The organism is Micromonospora wenchangensis, from assembly GCF_002210435.1.
Lineage (GTDB): Bacteria > Actinomycetota > Actinomycetes > Mycobacteriales > Micromonosporaceae > Micromonospora > Micromonospora wenchangensis.
Genome location: NZ_MZMV01000062.1, coordinates 1 through 20,205, shown reverse-complemented (window position 1 = coordinate 20,205; position 20,205 = coordinate 1). Strand labels below are relative to the sequence as shown.

Below are 20,205 nucleotides of genomic sequence, written 5' to 3'. Positions count from 1 at the left end.
GGTGGTTCCGCCCCCTGGAAGGAGATGTCATGACCGCGGCCCCGATCCTGCCCGAACGGCACGAGTGGACGGTCGACGACCTCGGCGACCTGCCGAAGGACCTTCCGTACGAACTGATCAACGGAAGGTTGATCGTGCCGTCCCCCACTGCCCTGCATCAAGAGCTGTGCGTCGAGCTGCTGCTCATGCTCCGCGTCAACTGCCCGTCGGATCACCTCGTGAGTTTCGACCTGTCGATGCGGGTCGACCGCCGCAACGAGCCCCGGCCCGACGTGGTGGCGATCCACCGCCGGCACGCCGGCCGGTCGCCCGTCCCCGTCGAGGACGCCCTGCTGGCCGTGGAGGTGGTGTCACCCACCTCCACCTTCCGCGACATGTACGACAAGGCGAAGGTGTACGCGCACGCCGGGGTCCGCTCGTACTGGGTGGTCGACCCGCTCCAGGACCGGATCACGCTGACCGAGTACGCACTCGGTCCCGGCGGCCGCGACTACGAGCAGCTCACCCACACCGAGGACCTGTTCGTCACCGAGCAGCCGTGGAAGGTCTCGGTCGACCTGCCGGCACTGACCGCCCGGAAGAACGACCTGCTCGCCCCCGACGGGCGGTGATCGGGTAGGACTGTGCGCATGGCTCTGCATGTGCGCGGTGTGCTCCTGCCCGACGACGAGGTCCGGGACGTCTGGCTCGACGGCGACCGGGTCACCTTCGACCCGGTGCCCGACGCCGAGACGGTCGCCGACTCCGGGTTCGTGCTGCCCGGTCTGGTCGACGCCCACTGCCACCTCGGCATCGCCCGGGGCGGCACCCCGGTCACCTCCCTCGACCAGGCCCGCACGTTGGCCCGTACCGACCGGGACACGGGGGTGCTCGCGCTGCGCGACGCCGGCTCGCCGTACCCGTACCCCGAACTCGACGACGAACCGGACCTGCCGCGGCTGGCCCGCGCCGGGCGGCACGTCGCCCCGCCGAAGCGCTACCTGCGCGACATCGGGCTGGAGGTCGGCGCGGCGGAGGTGACCGCGGCGGTCACCGCGCAGGCCGCCGCCGGCAACGGCTGGGTGAAGCTGGTCGGCGACTGGATCGACCGGGGCGTCGGCGACCTCGCGCCGGCCTGGGACGCCGACACGATGGCCGCCGCCGTGGCCGCCGCGCACGCCGCCGGGGTCCGCGCGGCGGTGCACACGTTCAGCGAGTCGGCCGTGGAGATCATGGTGAAGGCCGGGGTGGACTCGGTGGAGCACGGCACCGGGTTGAGCCCCGACCTGATCGACCTGATGGCCCGGCAGGGCACCGCGCTGGTCCCCACGATGATCAACATCCGGACCTTCGGGGGCATCGCCGCCGCGGCCCGCCCCAAGTTCCCCGGCTACGCCGACCACATGCTCGCCCTGCGCGACCACTTCCCCGAGGTGGTGCGCGCCGCCCACGAGGCCGGGGTGCCGATCTACGTGGGCACCGACGCGGGCGGCGGCATCGACCACGGGCTGGCCGCCGAGGAGATGCTGCTGCTGCACGAGCAGGCCGGCATGCCCGCCGTGGACGTCCTCGCCGCCGCCTCCTGGCGGGCCCGGCAGTGGCTCGGCTTCCCCGGCCTGGTCGAGGGCGGCCTCGCGGACCTGGTCGTCTACCCCGAGGATCCGCGCCGCGACCTGCGGGTGGTCCGGGCGCCCAGCCGGATCGTCCTGCGCGGCCGGGTGGTCCGCTGACCCCGGTCGGGCGGCGCGGGGCGCGGCAGCGCGCCCGATGACGTCGACGCCGGGCGGGGCGCATAGGATGTGCGGTCATGGCTCGCGTGCTCACTCCCCGTGCGGAGGACTTTCCCCGCTGGTACCAGGACCTGATCGCCAAGGCGAAGCTGGCCGACAACGGCCCGGTCCGGGGGACCATGGTCATCCGACCGGCCGGCTACGCCATCTGGGAGCGGATGCAGGCCGAGATGGACGCCCGGATCAAGGCGGCCGGCGCGGAGAACGCGTACTTCCCGCTGTTCATCCCGGAGAGCTACCTCAAGCGTGAGGCCGAGCACGTCGAGGGCTTCTCGCCGGAGCTGGCGGTGGTCACCCACGGTGGCGGCAAGCAGCTCGCCGAGCCGGTGGTGGTGCGCCCCACCAGCGAGACGGTGATCGGCGAGTTCATGGCCAAGTGGATCGACTCGTACCGGGACCTGCCGCTGCTGCTCAACCAGTGGGCGAACGTGGTCCGCTGGGAGCTGCGCCCCCGGGTCTTCCTGCGCACCAGCGAGTTCCTCTGGCAGGAGGGGCACACCGCGCACGCCACCCGGGAGGACGCCCGCGCCTACGCCCGCAAGATCCTGCACGAGGCGTACGAGGACCTGATGGTCAACGTGCTCGGCATCCCGGTGGTGGTCGGGCTGAAGACCGCCCGGGAGCGGTTCGCCGGGGCGACCGCCACCTACACCTGCGAAGGCATGATGGGCGACGGCAAGGCGCTCCAGCTCGGCACCAGTCACGAGCTGGGGCAGAACTTCGCCAAGGCGTTCGACATCAGCTACTCCTCGGCCGAGGGCGGTCGGGAGCACGCCTGGACGACCTCCTGGGGCACCTCCACCCGGATGCTCGGCGGGCTGATCATGGCGCACGGTGACGACAACGGGCTGCGGGTGCCGCCGAGGCTGGCCCCCGTCCAGGCGTACGTCATGATCGTCAAGGACGGCGAGGGCGTCGGCGAGGCGGCGGCCAAGCTGCGCGACGCGCTGCGCGACGCCGGGGTCCGGGTCGCGCTCGACGACCGCACCGACACCGCGTTCGGCCGCCGGGCCGTCGACGCCGAGCTGCGCGGCTATCCGGTACGCGTCGAGGTCGGCCCCCGCGACCTGGCCGCCGGCAACGCGGTCGTGGTCCGCCGGACGGACGGCTCGAAGGCCCCCACCCCGGTCGCCGACGTGGTCGGCGCGGTCCTGGCCGCCCTGGAGGCCGACCAGCAGGCCCTGCACGACGAGGCGCTCGCGCACCGGCGGTCCCGCACCGTCGAGGTGTCCACCCTCGCCGAGGCGATCGAGGCGGCGGCCACCGGCTGGGCCATGGTGCCGTGGTCGGCCGTCGGTGTCGCGGGCGAGGCCGAGGCCAACGGCCAGGGCGTCACCGTCCGCTGCCTGCTGCGGGCCGACGGCTCCGTGCCGGACGACGAGGACGAGCCGGACCTGACCGCCATCCTGGCCCGCGCCTACTGAGCCGCCCCACGACGGACCCGGGTCCGCCGCCCCGGGGCGGCCGGACCGTCCCGGCCGGCGGTGCCTACCGCGCGTCGCCGGCAGGCCCGGCTCCCGACCGGTGGGCGTGGCCGGGGTCCGGGAACCGCCGGGGCCGGTGCCCCGCAAGTCCGTGCAGAGCTGTGGAGGTGTGGTGCGTTTCGAACCGGGTCAGCTGATCGTGCACCGGAACGTGCGGCACGGCCGGATCGGCTGGGTCCGGCCGGCCCGGGTGGTGCTCGACGACGACCGGGGTCTGCTGCTCTGGGTGGCCCGGGACACGCCGGTGGCGCACGAGGTCACCGAGGCGGGCCTGGGGATGCGGGCGGTGCCGTTCACCGAGTGGATCACCTCGTCGTACCGGCTGGCCCTGGGTCGGTGGAACGGCCCGCCGCTGCTGGAGTTCCTGCCCACCGGAGCGGCCCACTCGGTCTGGTTCTTCCGCGACGACCGGGACCGGTTCGCCACCTGGTACGTCAACCTGGAGGAGCCCGGCGTCCGGTGGGACGACGGTGCGCTGGCCGGGGTGGACGTGGTCGACCAGGACCTGGACGTGGTGGTCCGCCCCGACCTCAGCTGGCAGTGGAAGGACGAGGACGAGTTCACCGAGCGGCTCGCCTTCCCCGACCACTACTGGGTGACCGACGAGCGGGCCGTGCGGGCGGAGGGGGAGCGGGTGATCGCCCTCGCCGAGGCGGGGAAGTTCCCGTTCGACGGCACCTGGTGCGACTTCGTCCCGCCGGCCGACTGGACGCCGCCGACCGGGCTGCCGCCCGGCTGGGACCGGCCCCCCGTACGGTGAGTGTGTCGTGGCTCACTCCCGGTCCGGCTGCCCGGCCGGCCGGTGGGGTGGGCCGATGTGAGTGTTCGCCGGGTGATCTGGCAGAATGGTTCGCTGGTATCCGGCGCGCGTTCGGCGCCCTCTAACCCGGGCGCGTCGCCAGTCCATCGAGCAGTCTCCGGCCCAACCCCACTGTGCCGGTCGACGCTCACCCGTGCACCGCCCGTAGCCGGGTCGGTGAAATCGCAACAGGAGCGAAACAACTGTGGCCGTAAAGATCCGGCTCCTGCGGATGGGCAAGATCCGCAACCCGCAGTACCGCATCGTCGTCGCGGACTCGCGCACCAAGCGTGACGGTCGCGCGATCGAGTTCGTGGGCGTCTACCAGCCGAAGGAAGACCCCTCGATCATCGAGGTCAAGTCGGAGCGGGTCCAGTACTGGCTCTCGGTCGGCGCGCAGCCGAGCGAGGCCGTCCAGCGTCTGCTGGAGCTGACCGGCGACTGGCAGAAGTTCAAGGGCCTGCCGGCCCCGCCGCCGCTCAAGGTCGCCGCCGAGCGCGCCGACCGCAAGGCGGCGTACGAGGCCGAGGCGAAGGCCGCCGCGGGCCTGGCCCCGGAGACCCCGGCCAAGCCGGCCCGCAAGGCCGCCAAGGCGGAGGCTCCGGCCGAGACCGAGGCGCCGAAGACCGAGGCTCCGGCCGAGGCCCCGGCTGCTGCTGCCGACGCCGGTGAGCAGGCCTGACATGCCGCTGCGTCCCGCCCTGGAGCACCTGGTCAAGGGGATCGTCGACCACCCGGACGACGTGCGCGTCCGCATGGTCGACTCCCGTCGGGGCAAGCGGCTGGAAGTCCGCGTGCACCCGGAGGATCTCGGCACGGTGATCGGGCGGTCCGGGCGGACCGCCAAGGCACTGCGTCAGGTGATCGGCTCCATCGGTGGACGCGGGGTACGCGTCGACATCGTCGACTCGTACTGATGCTGCTCATCGTCGGCAGGATCGGCAAACCGCACGGCATCCGCGGTGAGGTCACCGTGGAGGTGCGGACCGACGAGCCCGAAGCGCGGTTCGCCCCCGGCGCGGTGCTGTGCACCGAGCCGGGGGCGACGCCCCGGGTGGCGGCACCGCGCCGGGGCGCGGCCGAGCCGGTCGAGGCCGTCGCTCCCGGCGTGGCCTACGAGGTCCCCGCCGAGCTGACCATCGAGTCGGCCCGCTGGCACCAGGGGCGGATGCTGGTGGCCTTCGAGGGGGTCCTCGACCGGGAGACCGCCGAGGCGCTACGCGGCACCCTGCTCGGGGTGGACAGCGCCTCCGTCGCCCCGCCGGAGGACCCGGAGGAGTTCCACGACCACCAGCTGGTCGGCCTGGCCGTGGTCACCCCGGCCGGGGAACACCTCGGCGAGGTGGCGAAGATCGACCACGCGCCCGCCTCCGACCTGCTCGTCCTGCGCCGTCCGCAGGGGGGCAGCGCGCTGATCCCGTTCGTCAAGGCGATCGTCCCGGAGGTCGATCTCGCCGGCGGACGCGTCGTCGTCGACCCGCCGGCCGGTCTGCTCGACCTCTAGCCGGAAGCCACCCACATGCGCGTCGACATCGTGTCGATCTTCCCGGAGTACTTCGCCCCGCTCGACCTGTCCCTGATCGGGCGGGCCCGGGAGCAGGGCCTGCTCCGGCTGGCCGTCCACGACCTGCGGGACTGGACCCACGACGTGCACCGTACGGTCGACGACACGCCGTACGGCGGCGGGCCGGGCATGGTGATGCGGCCCGAGCCGTGGGGTGAGGCGCTGGACGCGCTGGCCCCCGACGAGCTGGCCCCGGACGGCCTGACCCTGCCCCGGCTGCTGGTGCCCTCCCCGGCCGGAGCGCCGTTCACCCAGGCGCTGGCGCACGAGCTGGCCGCCGAGTCGCACCTGCTCTTCGCCTGCGGCCGGTACGAGGGCATCGACCAGCGGGTGCTCGACCACGCGGCGACCCGGCTGAAGGTCACCGAGGTCTCGCTCGGCGACTACGTGCTCTTCGGCGGCGAGGTCGCGGTGCTGGTGATCCTGGAGGCGGTCACCCGGCTGCTGCCGGGGGTGCTCGGCAACGCCGGTTCGCTTGACGACGAGTCGCACGCCCACGGCCTGCTGGAAGCCCCGATGTACACCAAGCCGGCGAGCTGGCGGGGGCACGAGGTGCCCGACGTGCTCCGCTCGGGCGACCACGGGCGGATCGCCCGCTGGCGGCGCGACGAGGCGTTGACCCGGACGGCCCGCCGTCGGCCCGACATGATCGCCGCGCTGTCCCCGGAGATCCTGGACAAACGGGACGTGGCCGCGCTGGAGCGGGGTGGGTTCCCCCTGCCCCCGGGGGATGTGGCAAAGTAGAGGGGTTGCCGCATCCGTTCACGCCGTGGGCGGCTGCGAGGATTCCCGACCGGGGTCGGTCCGCCGGCAACCACCCGGGGATCAGAATCACCCATCCGCGCACCGAGTGACGGTGCGCCGTGAGCATCACGAGGACGCAGCGATGAACATCCTGGACGCCCTTGACGCCCAGTCGAAGCGTACCGACATCCCCGACTTCCGGGCCGGTGACACCGTCAAGGTGCACGCGCGGGTCGTCGAGGGCAACCGGTCCCGGGTCCAGATCTTCCAGGGCGTCGTCATCCGCCGCCAGGGTGACGGTCTGCGCGAGACCTTCACGGTCCGCAAGGTCAGCTTCGGTGTGGGTGTGGAGCGGACGTACCCGCTCAACGGCCCGGGTATCGACCGGATCGAGGTCGTGACCCGTGGTGACGTGCGCCGGGCCAAGCTCTACTACCTGCGCGAGCTGCGCGGCAAGAAGGCCAAGATCAAGGAGAAGCGCGAGAAGCAGCCCAGCTGATCGCCGTTCGCCACGCCGCCTGACCTGCGCGGATGTCGTATCGACCAGAGCGCATTACGCTGATCGGTACGGGCGCAGACCGGCGGGTGGCGTCGCGACGACAGATCGCGGCGCTCCGATCGTCCCTGCCGCCCGTGGGGCCTCGACGAGGCTCCCGGGCGGTAGTGTCGTTTCTGCGGACCGGGGAGTGGCGTGGTGCAGGTGCTTGACTCGAACGGCACAGCGGACCCGTGGCGTCGGCGGGCCCGCCCCGCCCGGCGGCAGATGCCCCTCTGGCAGGAGCTGCCACTGCTGTTGATCGTGGCCTTCTGCCTCGCGGTGCTGATCCGCACCTTCCTGCTCCAGGCCTTCTTCATCCCGTCCAGCTCGATGGAGGACACCCTCCTCATCGGTGACCGGGTCCTGGTCAACAAGGTCGTCTACGACATGCGTGACCCGCTGCGCGGCGAGGTCGTGGTGTTCCGGGGCACCGACAAGTGGGTCGCCCAGGAGAATCCCGTGCCGCCCGCCGGCGCCGCCGGCAAGATCGGACGCACCCTCGGCGACCTGGTCGGGGTGAGCCGCCCCGGCGAGAAGGACTTCATCAAGCGGGTGATCGGGCTGCCCGGCGACCGGGTCAAGTGCTGTGACGACCAGGGTCGGGTCATGGTCAACGGCATTCCGCTCGACGAGCCGTACGTGGTGCGCGACTCCCCGCTGGACGTCCCGCCGAACCCGAAGGAGTGCCGGTCCCGCCGGTTCGACGAGGTGGTCGTACCCCCGGGGCAGATCTTCGTGATGGGTGACCACCGGCTGGTCTCCCAGGACGCCCGCTGCCAGGGCCCGGTGCCGATCGACAACGTCGTCGGCCGGGCGTTCATGGTGGTGTGGCCGTCGTCGCGGTGGGCGTCGTTGCCGGTGCCGGCCACCTTCGCCAAGCTGTCCGACTCCGCCGCCGCGAACACCGCCCCGGCCCCGGTGCGGCCGACCCCGACCGGCGACGTGGTCCTGCTCGTCCCGGTCGCCGCGCTGCTCGCCGCCGTCACCCGGTCCGGGCGACGGACGGGGTTGCCCGACCCCGCCCGACCCGACGGCCGGGGCCGGTTCCGACGACGGGAACGGTGGCGACGGGCCGGGTGGCGCGAACACCTCCGGCGTTCCGGGCGGCCCGTTCGGCTCCGGCGACGTAGGCTCCACCCGTGATTGACGAGCAGACCGAAAAGCCGCGCAGCTCCTTCTGGAAGGAGCTGCCCATTCTCCTGGGCGTCGCGATCCTGGTGGCGGTGCTGGTCCGCGCATTCGTGCTGCAGACCTTCTTCATCCCGTCGCCGTCCATGGAGAACACCCTCAAGATCGACGATCGGGTGCTGGTCAACAAACTGGTCTACGACTTCCGCTCACCGCACCGGGGCGAGGTGGTGGTGTTCAAGGCACCTACCGAGTGGAGCGGCAACCCCGACGGTGAGGACTTCATCAAGCGGGTGATCGGGGTCGGCGGTGACCACGTGGTCTGCTGCGACGCGCAGGACCGGCTGACGATCAACGGCAAGTCCCTCGACGAGCCGTACATCTACTCCGCCAACGGCCAGCAGGACAAGCCCGCCGACCAGGAGTTCGACATCACCGTCCCGGCGGGACGGCTCTGGGTGATGGGGGACCACCGCTCGGCCTCCGGGGACTCCCTGGAGCACTGGCAGCAGTCCGGCCGCAACATCGACAGCGCCACCATCCCCGAGGGTGAGGTCGTGGGCCGGGCCTTCACCGTCTTCTGGCCGTTCGACCGGGCCACCTGGCTCACCGTGCCGAAGTCGTTCGACGGGATTCCCAACCCCTGACCGGCCGCGCCCGCCCCGGGCGTGGCCGACCGCCGGCACCGTCTGGCAGGCTGATGCGGTGACCGTCTTCCACCCCCGACGTGCGGCCCGCGTGCTGCTCGTCGACGCGTCCGGCCGGGTGCTCCTGTTCGCGGGCACCGACCCGGCCCGCCCGGGTCACCGGTACTGGTTCACCCCCGGCGGTGGGCTCACACCGGGGGAGTCCCCGGCGGTCGGTGCCGCCCGGGAGTTGGCCGAGGAGACCGGGCTGCGGCTGACGCCTGCCGAACTGGGCGGGTCGGTCCGCACCGAGACGATCGAGTTTCCCTTCGACGGCGTGTGGTACCGCCAGGAACAGGAGTTCTTCGTGGTCCGGGTGCCCACCTGGGACGTGGACACGGCCGGCTTCGACGCGATCGAGCGGGCCAGCGTCACCGGGCACCGCTGGTGGTCGGCGGCCGAACTGGCCGACACCGCCGAGCGGTGCTATCCCGCCGACCTGGCGGACCTGCTCACCCAGGTGCTGGCGGCGGCCCCCGCGTCGGAGCCGTCGTGCTGACCCCGCCGCGCACGGTGGTGCGCCGCGACGGTGGGCTCTACGCGCTGGAACGGGCCCTGCAACGGCGCGGATTCCGGCACGTCGCCGGCGCGGACGAGGCGGGCCGGGGCGCCTGCGCCGGCCCGCTGGTGGCCGCCGCCGCGGTGCTGCCCGAGGGACGACGCGGCGAGATCGAGGGACTCGCCGACTCCAAGCTGCTCACCCCGGCCAGCCGGGAACGGGTGTACGCCGAGGTCGTCGCCCGCGCGCTGGCGTACGCGGTGGTGATCATCCCGGCCGAGGAGGTCGACGCCCGGGGGCTGCACGTGTGCAACCTCGCCGCGATGCGGCGGGCCCTGGCCTCGCTGACCACCCGCCCGGAGTACGTGCTCACCGACGGCTTCCGGGTGGACGGGCTGGACGTGCCGGGGCTGGCGGTCTGGAAGGGCGACCGGGTCGCGGCCTGCGTGGCGGCGGCCAGCGTACTGGCCAAGGTCACCCGGGACCGGATCATGGTGGAGCTGGACGGACGCCACCCGGGGTACGGTTTCGCCGAGCACAAGGGGTACATCACGGCCGAGCACACCGAGGCGCTGCGCGAGCGGGGGCCCTGCGTGGAGCACCGGTTCTCGTACGTCAACGTGGCCGCCGTCGCGGGCCGGGAGGGGACCCCGCCCCGGGCCCGCCGGCCGCTCGGCGCAGCCGCTCCCGAGCCGATGGAGCGTTCGGGCCGGACAGGGGGTACCGTCGGCGTGGCGTTGGGCGAGCAGCCGCGGCCTCCGGCACCGGTGGGGGAAGATGTGGTCATGGAAGGCGGAGTGCGATGAGCGCGGAAGATCTCGAAAAGTACGAGACCGAGATGGAGCTGCAGCTCTACCGGGAGTACCGCGACATTGTCCGTCAGTTCTCCTACGTGGTGGAGACGGAACGCCGCTTCTACCTGGCCAACCAGGTGGACCTGCACGTGCGCAACTCCGACGGCGAGGTCTACTTCGAGGTCGAGATGCACGACGCCTGGGTCTGGGACATGTACCGTCCCGCCCGCTTCGTCAAGAACGTCCGGGTGATGACGTTCAAGGACGTCAACGTCGAGGAGCTGGAGAAGCCCGACATCTCGCTGCCCGCCGACTCGGGCTTCGGGAGCTGACCCCCGCCCCGCGTCGGCCGCCCACCGCCGATGCCGGGCCGCCTCACTCCGCGACGACGAGCACGTCCACCCGCTGGACGAGGTTGTTGGCGAACCCACCCCGGTTCCACGGCTGCTCCACCGGCTGGGTACGCCCCGACGCGTCGGTCGCCCGCGCCCCCAGCGCGTAGCGGCCGGGCTGCGGCGTCCACTCGTACCGCCAGCGTCGCCACGACCACCCGCCGCCGGCCGGCGGGTCCAGGGTGGCCGGCGACCAGCTCGCCCCACCGTCGGTGGTCACCTCCACCGCCACCACCGGCCCGTGCCCCGACCAGGCGCGACCGTCCACCGTGCACGGCCCCGGCCGCAACACCCGGGCCCGGGACATGAAGTCCGGGAAACCCGGCGGCCGGACCAGCGCCCGGGGCTCGATCCGGGTCACCGGCACCCCCGGGTCGTCGGCGTCGCGCCGCAGCCGGTAGGCCACCGCGTTCTGGTAGCCGTCGAACTCCCGGGTCAGCACGCTGATCGTGCGCAGCCACTTGACGTGCGCCATGCCGTACCAGCCGGGGACGATCAGCCGCAGCGGCGCGCCGTGCTGGGGCAGCAGGGGAGCGCCGTTCATCGCGTACGCCAGCAGCACCTCGTCGCGCAGCGCGTCGTCGAGCGGCAGGGCCCGCTGGTAGTCCTGCTCCACCCCACGCTCCACGCCGTGGTCGGCGCCGGTGAACACCACGTCCACCGCGTCGGGCGCGATCCCGGCCTCGCGCAGCAGCGGCGCCAGCGGGGTGCCGGTCCACTCGGCGTTGCCCACCGCCTCCACCAGCCATGGCTGGCTGACCGGGCGGGGGTGCAGCAGCGCCCGGCCGTTGCCGGCGCACTCAAGCGTCACCCGGTGGGTCACCCGGGGGCGTTCGCGCAGTTCGGCCAGGCCGAGCCGGAGCGGTCGACCCACCGCCCCGTCCACGGTCAGCGTGTGGGCCGCCGGGTCGAGGTCCGGGATGTCGTAGTGGATGAGCAGGTAGTGCAGGCCGGCCGGGGTGACGTCGTAGCGCAACGCTTCGAGCGGTATGCCGTGGTTGCGGGCGGCCAACCGGAGTTCCTCCTGGCTGATCGCCTCGTCCGGGCCGGCGACCCGCGAGGGTCGGCTAACGTCGTCCATGGTGGTCATCGGTGGCCTCCCGGTCCGCGCCGCACTGCGATTCCGCCAGCCTAGACTGGTCGGCCGGCACCGTCGTCGTTCCGCCCCGGCGGTCGCCGGCATAACAGATCCACCGGCCCGACGGGCGTTTTCCACAGCCCGTCCGGTCATCCACAGCGGACACCAGGTGCGCGGCACCACGCGGGCGACCCCGGCATGCTGCGGTGATGCGCACAGGACTACGGCAGGTGACGGCCCTCGGGGTCGCCGTGCTCGTGTTCGGCCCGCACTGGCTCCCCGGCCGGCCGACCCCGCCACGATCCGCCCCGGTCCGGGCCGCGCCCGCACCGGCGTTCCGGTGGCCGCTCGACGGCCCGCCCCGACCGGTACGCCGGTTCGACCCACCCCCACTGCCCTGGCTCGCCGGCCACCGGGGCGTGGACCTCGCCGCCACGCCCGGTGCCACCGTCCGGGCCGCCGGGGCCGGCACGGTGCTCTTCGCCGGCATGGTCGCCGGCCGACCGGTGGTCACCGTCGGCCACCCGGAGGGGCTGCGGACTACCTACGAGCCGGTGCGTCCCCGGGTGCACACCGGTGACGTGCTGGCGGCCGGCGCCCCGCTGGGCGTGCTGCTGGCCGGTCATCCGGGCTGCCCTGCGGCGGCGGCACCGGCCGGCGGCTGCCTGCACTGGGGGGCCCGACGCGGCCCGGAGTACCTCGACCCGCTGGCCCTGCTCGGGCTCGGCCGGGTCCGCCTGCTCCCGGTGACGGCCGACCTCAGCCTCGCCGTCGGACCTGGTGCCACCGTCGAGGCCGGCTTCCGCCCGGCCTCCGACGCCGCCGCGGGCCGCCGTCCGGCCACCGGCGGTGCTCCCGACGCCGCCGACCTGACGACAGGCACCGGCGGTGGTCGACGATGGGGTGCGGGGCCGGACGGGGTCGCCCGGCGGGACGACGCCGCACCCTGCCGGTGCGGTCGGCGCTCCGACGGCCTCGGTTCAGCCCCGCCCGGCCAGCAACGCCGGCAGCCGGGCCGCCAGCCGCTCGTACTCGTCGGGGGTGTTGTAGACCTGGCCGCACAGCCGCAGCCAACCCCGCCCGTGCCAGGCCATCACCGCCACCTCGGTGGCGAGGCGTTCGGCGATCCGGCCCCGCAGGGCAGCGGCCTCCTCCAGGCTGCCGGCGACGCCCGCAGGCAACGGCACGATCCGCATCGCCACCCCAGGCCCGCCCGGGTCGGGCAGATCGGCCGGGGGCACCCCGAGCGCGTCTCCGACCACCCGCTGCCCGTACGCCGCCAGTGCGGCATTGTGCGCCCGGACCCGCTCGACGCCGAGGCTGCGCAGCGCGTAGAGACCGGCCGGGGCGCTCAACCAACTCGTGTAGTCGAGGGTGGCCTGCCACTCGACGTTGCCCGGAAAACCCTCGGCCTGCTGCCAGGACACCACCAACGGCTCGATCCGCGTCCGCCACGACGGGGCGACGACCAGCACGGCGGTGCCGCGCGGGGCGAACCCCCACTTGTGCAGGTTGCCCACCCAGAAGTCGGCCCCGATCGCGTCGACCTGCACCGGCAGCATCCCGGGCACGTGTGCCGCGTCCACCAGCACCGCAATGCCGTGTTCCCGGGCCACCGCCACCAGCGCGGCGACCGGCAGCACCCGGGCGGTGGCCGAGGTGAGCTGGTCGACCAGCAGCAACCGGGTACGCCCCGGGCGCAGGCCGGCCCGGACGATCTCCACGATCTGCGCGTCGGTGGCCGACCGGGGCAGGTGCAGGCTACGGGTGGTCGCGCCTGTCCGGCGGCACTCCCGGGCGACGGAGTAGTTCACCGCGCCGTACCCGTGGTCGGTGCCGAGCACCTCGTCGTCGGGGCGCAGGCCGAGTGACTGGAGGACCACGGCCACCCCCGTCGTGGTGTTGCCGACCAGGGCGGTGCCCTCCGGATCGGCACCGAGGAAGGCGGCCAGGTGCCGTCGGGTGTGGGCGAGCCGGTCGATCAGCGCCATGCCGAAGAAACGCTGCGGGTTGGCTTCCATCTCGTCACGCAGCCGCTGCTGGGTGCGCTGCACGCTGAGCGGTACCGCACCGAACGCCCCGTGGTTGAGGTAACTGACCGAGGGATCGAGGGTGAAGAGCAGTCGGGCCCCGGGAATCGGCTCGGGCGGCGTCGGGACGCTCATCGGGCGATCGTAGCCCGCATGTCGCAGAGCGGCCGGACCGATCGTCACCGGTCACTTGGGGGGCGACCCGGCTCCCGGGCTGGCTTCGGCCCCGGCTGCGGTCAGGCCCGGGGGTGGGCCTGCCGGTAGGCGGCGCGGAGCCGTTCCACCGACACGTGGGTGTAGATCTGGGTGCTCGCCAGGGACGAGTGCCCGAGCAGTTCCTGCACCGTCCGTAGGTCGGCCCCGCCGTCCAACAGGTGGGTTGCCGCCGAGTGCCGCAGCCCGTGCGGGCTGGTCGGCGGTAGCCCGGCGGCCCGCGCGTACCCGGCGACGATCCGCCGGGCCGTCGTCGGGTGGAGCCGCCCGCCCCGGGCACCCAGGAACAGGGCCCGTCCGGAGTCCGTGCCCGCCAGTTCGGGTCGGCCGACCGCCAACCACCTGTCGACCGCCCGCTGCGCCGGCAGCCCGTACGGGACCGTCCGTTCCCGGTTGCCCTTGCCGAGGACCCGGACCACCCGACGTTCCCGGTCGACGTCCGTGGTGTCCAGACCGCACACCTCGCTGATCCGCGCGCCGGTGGCGTAGAGCAGTTCGAGCAGCGCCCGGTCACGCGACAGGACCGCCTCGTCCGCCGGGCCCACCCGCGGGGAAGCCCCGCCGGTGGTCGGGGCGGACGGTGCCCCGGTGGAGGGAGCGTCGCGTGGCCCGGCGGGAGGCCCGTCGTCACCGGGCGTGGTGGGCCGGTCCCGGCCCGGGGCCTCCACGAGGGTGGCGACCTGGTCGGCGCGGAGCACCACAGGTAGCTCCCGACGCGTCTTCGGGGTGGCCAGCGGGGCGGCCACGTCCGTCGCCAGGAGGCCGGACCGGTGGGCCCAGCCGCTGAAGGTACGCGCTGCGGCGGCCCGTCGAGCCGACGAGCTGGATGCCGCGCCGGTGGTCCGCTGCTTCGCCAGCCAACTGCGCAACACGCCCAGATCCAGCTCGGCGGGGGCGGTGCAACCCATCCGGACCGCATGGTCGAGCAGCGAGACCAGGTCGGCGACGTACGCCCGGACGGTGTGCGCGGAGCGGTTGCGTACCTGCGCCAGGTGCACGGCGAATCCGTCGACCGCGTCCCGCATGGCCGGCGGCAGCGCCTGACGGGTGGCCCGGGTACCCGGCCCGCGACTACTCATCGCCCTGCCACCGCCGAGGTCGCCCGGCGGCGACTGCCGGGGGTCGACGGTCGTCGACCTGCGACCGACCACTCGTCCGGGTTCACCGGCCCAGCTTACGGACGCCGGCCGTGGGGACACCGCCGACCGGGCGACCCGCCGGGCCGGTTGTGGTCCAGCCGGCGGCGGGAGCGGGTCAGGCGAACGTGTTGGCCACGGCGACCCGGGCCGGGTCCGGGTCGGCCCAGCTCCAGTTCGGATGGGCGCGGTTGGTCAGCAGCACCAGCACCCGGCGACGGTCGGGTTGCACCAGGAACGACGTGCCGGTGAACCCGGTGTGCCCGAAGGTGGTGGGCCGGGCGAGCCTGCCCATGAACCAGGGCTGGTTGAGCACCACACCGAGGCCGTGGTCGGAGGTGCGGCCCGGCCGGTCCGGGTCGACGGCGGGCAACCCGGTGTTGGCGTTGCGCAGCATCCGGGTCACCGTGCTCTCGGCGAGGATCCGCTTCCCGCCGTAGCTGCCGCCGTCGAGCAGCAGTTGCCCGATGACCGCCACCTCCTCGGCGGGAGCGAAGATGCCGGCGTGACCGGCGATGCCGCCGAGGTGGTTGGCGACGTCGTCGTGCACCACGCCCCGCAGCAGCCCCCGAGAGGACCGGGCGTCGGTGGCGACCAGGCGGTTGGCCCGGTCGGTCGAACTGAGCCAGGTGTTGGGGTTGAACCCGGTGTAACGCAGCCCCAACGGCGTGGTCAGGTTGGTCTTCAGGGCCCGGTCGAGGGTGAGCCCGGTGACCTTCTCGACGATCTTCCCGGCCACCATCAGACCGACGCTGGAGTAGCGGAACACCGTGCCCGGGGTGGCACCGCTGACCAGCGGCGTGGCCAGCACCGCCTGCCACCGCTGCGCCATCGTCGAGTAGCCGGTCACCTTCGCCCCGACCGGCAGGCCGCTGGTGTGGGCCAGCAGCATCGCCACGGTGACGGCGGACTTGCCGGTGCCGGTGAACTCGGGCAGGTACCGCACCACCGGGGCGTCCAGGTCGATCCGCCCGCTGTCGACCTGCTGCAGGGTGAGGATGGCGGTGTAGACCTTGGTGAGCGAGGCCAGGTCGAAGATCGAGTCGGGACGCATGGCGACCCGCTTCGCCGCGGGCAGCAGCACGGGCCCGGCGTCGTAGCGCAGTGCCTCACCGACCGCCAGGTGGTCGGTCGGTTCACCGTCGGTCGTCGCCAGCACCACCGCCCCGGCGTACGTCGGGTGCTTCGGGTTCTCGGTGGTGGGCTGGAGGTAGCGCTGGAGCGCCACGGTGAGCGTGCGCGGCTTTCTGGTCGCGGTCGGGGCGGCACCCCGGGCGGCGGCCCCCGGTCGGCCGGCCGCCGCCGCGCCCTGGCCGCCCGGCGGGCCGTCACCGGGGGCGGGGGTGGCCCAGGAACCGGTCGGCCCGGCGGGTGGATTCTTTGCGCAGCCGGTCAGCCCGAGGGCGGCGGCGAACCCGAGACCGAGGACGGAACGACGAGGAATCGACACGGCAGCGATCATTGCATCCGAACCCTCCACCGGGGGTCGCCCCTTCGGGTGGCCTCCTCCACCTCAGCGCGACGGGGACCGGGCGAGGGCGTAGCCGTCGTCGCGGCGGGCCACCAGACCCAGTTCCTCCAGCAGGGCGAGTTTGCGCAACGCCGTCCGGACCGGCACACCGGCCCGGGCGGCGAGCGCGTCCGCGCCGATCGTGCCGCGCCGGGGCATCGACTCGCGCAGCATGGTCGCCTCGTCGTCGAGGACGTCGGTCGGACGGGCCGCGCCCCGGGCGGGCGGCGCCAGGTCGGCCCCGATCCGGCCCACCTCCTCCAGCACGTGCGCGAGCCCGGTGACAAGTCGGGTGCGGTCGTACTCCCGCAGCAACTCGTGTGCGCCGACGGAGAGTGCCGAGGTGACCGGGCCGGGCACCACCATCGAGGGGCGGCGGAGGGCGATCGCGCGGTGCATGGTCTGGGCCGCGCCGCTGCGGGCCGCCGCCTCGACCAGCACGCTGCCCCGGGTGCCGGCGGCGATCACCCGGTTGCGGATCAGGAAACGGGGACGCAGCGGCTCCGCTCCCGGCAGCCATTCGCTGACCAGCAGGCCGGTCTCGGCGATCCGGTCGAAGAGCGCGGAGTTGCCCATCGGGTAGGGACGGTCCACCCCGCAGGCCAGCACCGCCACCGTCACCCCACCGGCGTTCAACGCGCCCCGGTGGGCGGCGGCGTCGATGCCGAACGCGCCACCGGAGACCACCGTCCACTCCCGGTCGGCCAGGCCGTACCCGAGTTCGGTGGCGACGTGTACGCCGTACCCGGTGGCGGCCCGTGCGCCGACCACCGCGACCGAGCGGTCCAACACCTCGGCCAGCGGCCACCCGCCGCGTACCCACAGGCACAGCGGTGGGGCGGTCTCCCGGTCGACCCTCCGGCTCGCCCCGGGCAGTTCGAGCCGTTCCAGGTCACCCAGCGGGGCCGGCCACTCGTCGTCGGCGGGGCAGACGATCCGCGCGCCGAGCCGGTCGGCGAGCGCCACCGCCCCGGCGGCCACCGCCCTGGGGTCACCGGCGTCCAGCCGGGCCGCCACCGTCGCCCGCAACGTGTCGTCGGGGGCACCGCCGTCGAGCAGCAGTTCCAGGGTGGCCGCCGCACCCAGCCGGCCCACCAGGCGGTACACCGACCGGGTGCCCGGCTCGGCCAGCCAGGTGAGCGCCACCCGGGCGTGCAGGTCCTCCGTGCTGGTCACGCTTCCTCCCCCGTTCTGAGGCCGGTGGCCTCCCGGACGTCCTCCTGGTCGGGCCGGTCCCGGCCGTCGAGGTCGGCGATCGTCCAGGCGAGCCGGATGATCCGGTCGAAGCCCCGGGCGGAGAGCGAACCCCGGTCGAGCCGACCGCGTAACTCGGCGGTGGCCCGGGTGGCGAGCCGCCACGGCGAGCGGCGCAGCAGCGGGCCGGGCACCTCCGCGTTGAGCCGGTGCCCGACCGCGGCCCACCGTTCGGCGGCAGCCCCGCGCGCCGCCGCCACCCGGGCGGCGACCACCGCCGACGGCTCCCCGTCCGGGTCGGTGCCCATCAGCTCCGCCGCCCGCACCGGCAGCACCCTGACCTGGACGTCGATCCGGTCGAGCAGGGGACCGGAGAGCCGGCCGAGGTACCGCCGGCGGGCCAGCGGGCTGCACTCGCAGAGCGTGTCGCCCCCGGGCCGGGCGCACGGGCAGGGATTGGCGGCCAGCACCAACTGGACCCGGGCCGGGTAGCGGGTGCCGCCCCGGGCCCGGGTCAGGTGCACCTGCCCGCTCTCCAGCGGTTGGCGCAACGCCTCCAGAGCGGCCTTGCTGAACTCGGCGGCCTCGTCGAGGAAGAGCACCCCCCGGTGCGCCAGCGACACCGCCCCCGGCCGGGCCAGTCCCGAGCCGCCGCCGACGAGGGACGCCACGGTGGCCGAGTGGTGTGGTGCCTGGAACGGTGGACGGCGCAGCAGCCGCCCGTCCGGCGGCAGGGTGCCGGCGATCGAGTGCAGCGCGGTCACCTCCAGCGCGGCGGCGTCGTCGAGCGCCGGCAGGATCGACGGCAACCGTTCGGCGAGCATCGTCTTGCCGGCACCGGGTGGCCCCAGCAGGGAGAGGTGGTGTCCGCCGGCCGCCGCCACCTCCACCGCGCGTCGGCCCAGGCCCTGCCCGGCGACGTCGGCGAGATCCGGCCCGGCCGCCGCCTCGGCGGGGACGGGTGGCGGTGGTTCGAGCAGGGGCGTCCCGTCCCGGATGAAGGCCACCAGCCGGTGCAGGGTGTCGACGGCACGGACCCGTACCCCGGGGATCACCGCCGCCTCGGCTGCGTTCCCCACCGGTACGACCACCCGGTCCAGCCCGGCGCGCACGGCGGCGGTGACCATCGGCAGTACGCCACGCACCGGCCGGACCGTCCCGTCGAGCCCCAACTCGCCGAGCACCACCACCCCCTCCACCGGCAGCAGCGGCAGTTCACCGGCGGCACCGAGCAGGGCGACCGCGATGGCCAGGTCGAACGCCGAGCCGTACTTGGGCAGCGTGGCGGGCAGCAGGTTGAGGGTGATCCGGCGGTTGGGCCAGCGCTGCCCCGAGTTGACCACGGCAGCGCGGACCCGGTCCCGCGCCTCGTGCAGGGCGGTGTCCGGCAGCCCGGAGATGACCACCGCCGGCAGCCCGGGGGAGAGGTCCGCCTCGACCTCGACCAGGTGGCCGGTGACGCCGACCAGGCCCACCCCGAGCACCTTGGCGTAGCTCACCGCGCCACCCCCGCCCGGACCCGCCAGCCGGCCCGGCGGTCCTCGTCCTGCCGCCCGCCGGCCATCAGAAGGCCCCCTTGAGATGCTCGACCCGGGCCGGACCGGCCGGCGGCAGCCGGACCGCCAGGACGTCGAACCGGATCTCGTCGGCGGTGGTCCCGGTCTCGGCCAACCAGCGCACGGCGAGCCCGCGCAACCGTCGGGCCTTGGCCGGGACGACCGCCTCGGCGGGACTGCCGTAGGCGTCACCCCGGCGGGTCTTCACCTCGCAGAAGGCGAGGACCGGGCCGTCCCAGGCGATGACGTCGATCTCGCCCGCCCGACAGCGCCAGTTGCGGGCCACCGGGCGGAGCCCGGCCCCGATCAGATGGCGTACGGCGCACCGCTCGCCGTACGCGCCGATCGCCTGGTTCCGGTTGGTCATGCCCGTCAGGGTCCGGGTGGGGGCGGGCGGAACGCGACCCCCGTGGCCCCGGCTGTGGACAACCCGGCGGCCTGTGGACGACCGGACGATCAAGGCCCCGACGTGCTACGGACACCCGGATATGCCCTGCTCGGGGTCGGGTCGGCCACCGGGGATGATCGACCCGATCGGTCCTGTCGAGCGGTCCGACCTGCGAATGGCGTCGGACGGGTCGGTCGCATACGGTGCCGGACGTGGACGCACGACGGAGCTACCCCGAAGATCAGGAGTCGCGCTGGTACCCGGCCGGCCGGGACCGCGCGTACGACGACCCGGACTGGCGGACGGCGAGCGGGGTGCGCCGCTACGACGAACTGCGCACGCCCGACCAGCGGGCTGCCGAGGAGGGCCGGTACGCGGACGCGAACCGCCTCGATCCGGGGCGCTTCGACGCGGCCGACCCGTTGGGTGACGGCGGGGGCGACTCCGCCGGATACCGGCCGACCCGGCTGCGCCGGGACGATCCGGAGGTCTCCGGCGAACTCCCCACCGACCGGGTGGGTCGACGGGCCGCCCGGGAGGCCGGCGTCGGCGACTCCGGTCCGCTCGGGGACACGGGCGCAGGGGCGCTCGGCGGCTCCCCCCGGGGCATCGGCGACACCGGCACCGGCCGCCTGGCCGACACCGGGCTGGGACGAAGCGTGGGTGACACCGGCACCGGCCGGCTGACGGACACCGGGCTGGG

At 74.1% G+C, this 20,205-nt stretch carries 20 protein-coding genes and 3 pseudogenes; 16 read left to right on the top strand and 7 right to left on the bottom strand.

The annotated features are described in order from the left end of the window. Window positions 1–29: 29 nt before the first annotated feature. From B5D80_RS26720 to B5D80_RS26655, 14 genes and pseudogenes are all read left to right on the top strand, one after another. Complete coding sequence (locus B5D80_RS26720) at window positions 30–611, top strand: Uma2 family endonuclease (RefSeq protein ID WP_088646711.1); 582 nt, start codon at window positions 30–32, stop codon at window positions 609–611. Between the two features lie 18 nt (window positions 612–629). Next, window positions 630–1,709: an amidohydrolase family protein gene (locus B5D80_RS26715; RefSeq protein WP_088646710.1), complete on the top strand. Its 1,080-nt coding sequence runs from the start codon at window positions 630–632 to the stop codon at window positions 1,707–1,709. 77 nt (window positions 1,710–1,786) lie between these two features. Then, window positions 1,787–3,193 carry a proline--tRNA ligase gene (gene proS / locus B5D80_RS26710; RefSeq protein ID WP_088646709.1) on the top strand — a complete coding sequence of 469 codons (1,407 nt, stop codon included), beginning with the start codon at window positions 1,787–1,789 and terminating at the stop codon, window positions 3,191–3,193. A 172-nt stretch (window positions 3,194–3,365) separates the two neighbouring features. Further along, the gene (locus B5D80_RS26705; protein ID WP_088646724.1) at window positions 3,366–4,013 is read left to right on the top strand and encodes a ribonuclease FAU-1 family protein; all 648 of its coding nucleotides are present in this window, start codon (window positions 3,366–3,368) and stop codon (window positions 4,011–4,013) included. Between the two features lie 244 nt (window positions 4,014–4,257). Next, on the top strand, window positions 4,258–4,734 hold the full coding sequence (gene rpsP / locus B5D80_RS26700; RefSeq protein WP_088646708.1) for a 30S ribosomal protein S16: 477 nt from the start codon (window positions 4,258–4,260) through the stop codon (window positions 4,732–4,734). Further along, on the top strand, window positions 4,709–4,969 hold the full coding sequence (locus B5D80_RS26695) for an RNA-binding protein (RefSeq protein WP_172862164.1): 261 nt from the start codon (window positions 4,709–4,711) through the stop codon (window positions 4,967–4,969). Before rpsP ends, B5D80_RS26695 begins: the two co-directional genes overlap by 26 nt. Window positions 4,970–4,971: 2 nt before the next feature. Then, on the top strand, window positions 4,972–5,556 hold the full coding sequence (gene rimM, locus B5D80_RS26690) for a ribosome maturation factor RimM (RefSeq protein ID WP_211291663.1): 585 nt from the start codon (window positions 4,972–4,974) through the stop codon (window positions 5,554–5,556). Window positions 5,557–5,571: 15 nt separating this feature from the next. Further along, window positions 5,572–6,360, top strand: a complete 789-nt coding sequence (gene trmD, locus B5D80_RS26685; RefSeq protein WP_088646706.1) for a tRNA (guanosine(37)-N1)-methyltransferase TrmD — start codon at window positions 5,572–5,574, stop codon at window positions 6,358–6,360. Between the two features lie 142 nt (window positions 6,361–6,502). Continuing rightward, window positions 6,503–6,859: a 50S ribosomal protein L19 gene (gene rplS, locus B5D80_RS26680; protein WP_088646705.1), complete on the top strand. Its 357-nt coding sequence runs from the start codon at window positions 6,503–6,505 to the stop codon at window positions 6,857–6,859. A 192-nt stretch (window positions 6,860–7,051) separates the two neighbouring features. After that, window positions 7,052–7,873: pseudogene (gene lepB, locus B5D80_RS26675) on the top strand (signal peptidase I); the annotation flags it as partial. A gap of 164 nt (window positions 7,874–8,037) precedes the next feature. Beyond that, complete coding sequence (gene lepB, locus B5D80_RS26670) at window positions 8,038–8,673, top strand: signal peptidase I (protein ID WP_088646703.1); 636 nt, start codon at window positions 8,038–8,040, stop codon at window positions 8,671–8,673. Window positions 8,674–8,731: 58 nt separating this feature from the next. Further along, window positions 8,732–9,211, top strand: a complete 480-nt coding sequence (locus B5D80_RS26665; protein WP_088646702.1) for an NUDIX hydrolase — start codon at window positions 8,732–8,734, stop codon at window positions 9,209–9,211. Further along, window positions 9,205–10,017, top strand: a complete 813-nt coding sequence (locus tag B5D80_RS26660; protein ID WP_088646701.1) for a ribonuclease HII — start codon at window positions 9,205–9,207, stop codon at window positions 10,015–10,017. Before B5D80_RS26665 ends, B5D80_RS26660 begins: the two co-directional genes overlap by 7 nt. Further along, complete coding sequence (locus B5D80_RS26655) at window positions 10,014–10,337, top strand: DUF2469 domain-containing protein (protein ID WP_011905215.1); 324 nt, start codon at window positions 10,014–10,016, stop codon at window positions 10,335–10,337. Before B5D80_RS26660 ends, B5D80_RS26655 begins: the two co-directional genes overlap by 4 nt. A gap of 43 nt (window positions 10,338–10,380) precedes the next feature. Here the strand turns inward: B5D80_RS26655 and B5D80_RS26650 are convergent, their stop codons facing one another. After that, complete coding sequence (locus tag B5D80_RS26650; RefSeq protein WP_088646700.1) at window positions 10,381–11,487, bottom strand: sulfite oxidase; 1,107 nt, start codon at window positions 11,485–11,487, stop codon at window positions 10,381–10,383. Window positions 11,488–11,684: 197 nt separating this feature from the next. On the opposite strand from B5D80_RS26650, the pseudogene B5D80_RS26645 reads away from it, so the two are divergent. Continuing rightward, window positions 11,685–12,239, top strand: a pseudogene (locus B5D80_RS26645) (murein hydrolase activator EnvC family protein); the annotation flags it as partial. A gap of 216 nt (window positions 12,240–12,455) precedes the next feature. Here B5D80_RS26645 and B5D80_RS26640 read toward each other — a convergent pair. From B5D80_RS26640 to B5D80_RS26615, 6 genes are all read right to left on the bottom strand, one after another. Continuing rightward, window positions 12,456–13,640 (bottom strand): aminotransferase class V-fold PLP-dependent enzyme, encoded by a 1,185-nt coding sequence (locus tag B5D80_RS26640; protein ID WP_088646699.1) that lies wholly within the window; start codon window positions 13,638–13,640, stop codon window positions 12,456–12,458. 101 nt (window positions 13,641–13,741) lie between these two features. Then, window positions 13,742–14,797, bottom strand: coding sequence for a tyrosine recombinase XerC (locus B5D80_RS26635; RefSeq protein ID WP_088646723.1), 1,056 nt, complete (start codon window positions 14,795–14,797; stop codon window positions 13,742–13,744). 175 nt (window positions 14,798–14,972) lie between these two features. After that, the gene (locus B5D80_RS26630) at window positions 14,973–16,304 is read right to left on the bottom strand and encodes a serine hydrolase domain-containing protein (protein ID WP_245854998.1); all 1,332 of its coding nucleotides are present in this window, start codon (window positions 16,302–16,304) and stop codon (window positions 14,973–14,975) included. A gap of 63 nt (window positions 16,305–16,367) precedes the next feature. Further along, the gene (locus B5D80_RS26625; RefSeq protein ID WP_245854997.1) at window positions 16,368–17,540 is read right to left on the bottom strand and encodes a DNA-processing protein DprA; all 1,173 of its coding nucleotides are present in this window, start codon (window positions 17,538–17,540) and stop codon (window positions 16,368–16,370) included. Beyond that, window positions 17,537–19,057, bottom strand: a complete 1,521-nt coding sequence (locus B5D80_RS26620; RefSeq protein ID WP_088646697.1) for a YifB family Mg chelatase-like AAA ATPase — start codon at window positions 19,055–19,057, stop codon at window positions 17,537–17,539. The genes B5D80_RS26625 and B5D80_RS26620 overlap by 4 nt, the downstream gene beginning before the upstream one ends. 64 nt (window positions 19,058–19,121) lie before the next feature. Then, the gene (locus B5D80_RS26615) at window positions 19,122–19,481 is read right to left on the bottom strand and encodes a YraN family protein (RefSeq protein WP_088646696.1); all 360 of its coding nucleotides are present in this window, start codon (window positions 19,479–19,481) and stop codon (window positions 19,122–19,124) included. Window positions 19,482–19,714: 233 nt separating this feature from the next. On the opposite strand from B5D80_RS26615, the pseudogene B5D80_RS26610 reads away from it, so the two are divergent. Further along, window positions 19,715–20,205 (top strand): annotated as a pseudogene (locus B5D80_RS26610) (hypothetical protein); the annotation flags it as partial.